Source organism: Streptomyces albidochromogenes, from assembly GCF_005981925.1.
In the GTDB taxonomy this organism is placed as follows: Bacteria; Actinomycetota; Actinomycetes; order Streptomycetales; family Streptomycetaceae; genus Streptomyces; species Streptomyces albidochromogenes.
Window position 1 is genome coordinate 1 of record NZ_VBVX01000542.1, and the last position, 2160, is coordinate 2160.

Below are 2160 nucleotides of genomic sequence, written 5' to 3' on the forward strand. Positions count from 1 at the left end.
ACCCCGGTGGGCCGGAAGCGCTGTGGGAGCGGGTGGCGGCGGCGGTGCGGGGACGGCTGGGGCGTGAGTGGCTGTGCGTGCCGGTCGCGGTGCTCCTGGCCGTACTGGGCGAGTCGGTGTTGCCGTTGGCCGCCGGGGCGGTGGCGGTGCCGCTCGTGGGGCGCCGGCTGCGGGCCGGCGAGCGACGCCGGGAGCGGGACCGCCGGGCGGACGCGGTCGTCGCGCTGTGCGGCGCGGTGGCGGGTGAGCTGCGGGCCGGGAGACAGCCGGGGCAGGCGCTGTCCGCCGCCGCGGGCACCGGTGGGCTGGGTGATGCGGAGGCCGAGGTGATGGCCGCTGCGAGGTTCGGCGGGGACGTACCGGAGGCGCTGCGCAGGGCGGCTCGGGAGCCGGGAGCGGACGGGCTCGCGGGAGTCGCCGCGTGCTGGCGGGTGGCGGTGGACGGTGGTGCCGGTCTCGCGGCCGGGCTCGACCGGCTGGAGGGGGCGCTGCGGGCCGAGCGGGACCAGCGGGAGAACCTCCGGGCCCAGTTGACGGGGGCCTGGGCGACGGTGGCGTTGCTCGCGCTGCTTCCGGTGGCCGGGCTGCTGATCGGCAGTGCGCTGGGGGCCGGGCCGCTCCGGGTGCTGCTGCACACGCCGGCCGGGCTGGGGTGCCTGCTGGTGGGCGGATTGCTGGAAGGCGCGGGTCTCCTGTGGGCCCGGCGCATCGTACGGCGGGGGGAGGGTTGGTGAGCGGTGAACTTGTCCACAAGCTGGGGACGGCGGTGTCGGTGGCGGCCGGCGCGGTGTGGCTGGCGTTCGTGTGGGCCGGCTGGCGGCGGGAGCGGTCGCTGCGCGGACGGCTGGCGGCGCTGCTGCCCGCGGAAGCGGCGGGGAGTGCCGGGCCGGGCCCGTGGCGCGGCCGACGGTGGCGGCCCGGGTACGGGGCCCGGATGCTGCGCTGGGGGCCGCCGCTCGGAGCCGTCGCGGTGGCGTACGCGCTGGTCGGAGGGGTGGCCGGTGGTGCGGTCGGCGTAGTGGCGGCGTTCGGGATCGCGTGGTGGCAGCGCGGGCGCAAACCGCCGGAGAGCCCGGTCGACGCCCGGCAGCTGCCCCTGGCCGCCGATCTTCTGGCGGCCTGTGTCTCGGCGGGCGCCGGGCCGCGCGAGGCCGCGGAGGCGGTCGGGGATTCGCTGGGCGGCCCGGTGGGCGAGCGGCTGGCCCGGGCCGCCGCCGAGCTTCGGCTCGGCGGCGAACCGGCGGACGCGTGGGGCCGGCTGGGCGCGATACCGGGCGCCGAAGGGCTGGCGCGAGCGCTGGAAAGGGCCGGCGCCTCGGGAGCCCCGGCGGCCGGACCCGTCACCCGGGTGGCGGAGAGCCTCAGAGCCGCACGGGAGCGGGACGCCTCGGCCCGCGCGCAGCGGGCGGGCGTCCTGATGGTGGGGCCGGTCGGGCTCTGCTTTCTGCCGGCCTTCCTGGTCGTCGGAGTGGTGCCCGTGGTGATCGGGCTGGCGAGTGGACTGACGCACGGCAACTGAACCTGGACGACAACTGACCACGGGGGTCGAGATGTGGATGTGGATGCGGGCAGCGGCGCGAGGTCTCGTGCGCAGGGTGGCCGGGGCCGCCGGCGGGGACGCGGGGATGACGACGTCGGAGTACGCCATGGGCACGATCGCGGCCTGCGGGTTCGCGGCGGTGCTCTACAAGGTGGTGACGAGCGACATGGTCTCGTCGGCGCTGGCGGCGGTCGTGGGGAGGGCGCTCGATGTGCCGTTCTGAGACCGGCGGGCGGGGCGACCGGGGTTACGTCACGGCGGAGGCGGCCGTGGTGGTTCCGGCACTGCTGCTCTTCACCATGGCCCTGGTGGGGGCGCTGATGGCGGCTTCCGCGCAGATCCAGTGCGTGGACGCCGCCAGAACAGGGGCCAGGGCCGCCGCGCGGCAGGAGCCGAGGGACGCGTCGATCGCAGCGGTGCGGCAAGCGGCCCCGCGCGGGGCGCGTGTCCGGATCACCCGCGAGGGCGACCTGGTCCGCGTGAGCGTCGAGGCCCCCGCTCCGGGCCTCGGCGCCCTGCCGCTGACGCTGCGGGCGGAAGCGGTCGCGCTGGCCGAGGAGAGCGTGGGGGTGGTGGCGTGAACGGCACAGGCGGGGGCGTGAACGGCACCGGTGGAGACG

Annotated in this window: 4 protein-coding genes; all 4 read left to right on the top strand. The window is 77.6% G+C overall.

Going from position 1 to position 2160, the window contains the following annotated elements; translation table 11 throughout:
* Nucleotides 1–734: type II secretion system F family protein (locus E2E34_RS33610; protein ID WP_138905612.1), on the top strand; the 734-nt coding region annotated here is incomplete at its 5' end.
* The gene (locus E2E34_RS33615) at nucleotides 731–1519 is read left to right on the top strand and encodes a type II secretion system F family protein (protein ID WP_138905613.1); all 789 of its coding nucleotides are present in this window, start codon (nucleotides 731–733) and stop codon (nucleotides 1517–1519) included. The genes E2E34_RS33610 and E2E34_RS33615, both read left to right, overlap by 4 nt.
* A gap of 31 nt (nucleotides 1520–1550) precedes the next feature.
* Complete coding sequence (locus E2E34_RS33620) at nucleotides 1551–1763, top strand: DUF4244 domain-containing protein (RefSeq protein ID WP_138905614.1); 213 nt, start codon at nucleotides 1551–1553, stop codon at nucleotides 1761–1763.
* A complete protein-coding gene (locus E2E34_RS33625) occupies nucleotides 1750–2121 on the top strand; it encodes a TadE family type IV pilus minor pilin (RefSeq protein WP_138905615.1) in 372 nt (123 codons plus the stop codon). The genes E2E34_RS33620 and E2E34_RS33625 overlap by 14 nt, the downstream gene beginning before the upstream one ends.
* Nucleotides 2122–2160: the final 39 nt, after the last annotated feature.

Coding starts and splice junctions, on each gene's coding strand:
- E2E34_RS33620 (WP_138905614.1), top strand. CDS start 1,551: ATGTGGATGTGGATGCGGGCAGCGGCGCGAGGTCTCGTGCGCAGGGTG.
- E2E34_RS33625 (WP_138905615.1), top strand. CDS start 1,750: ATGTGCCGTTCTGAGACCGGCGGGCGGGGCGACCGGGGTTACGTCACG.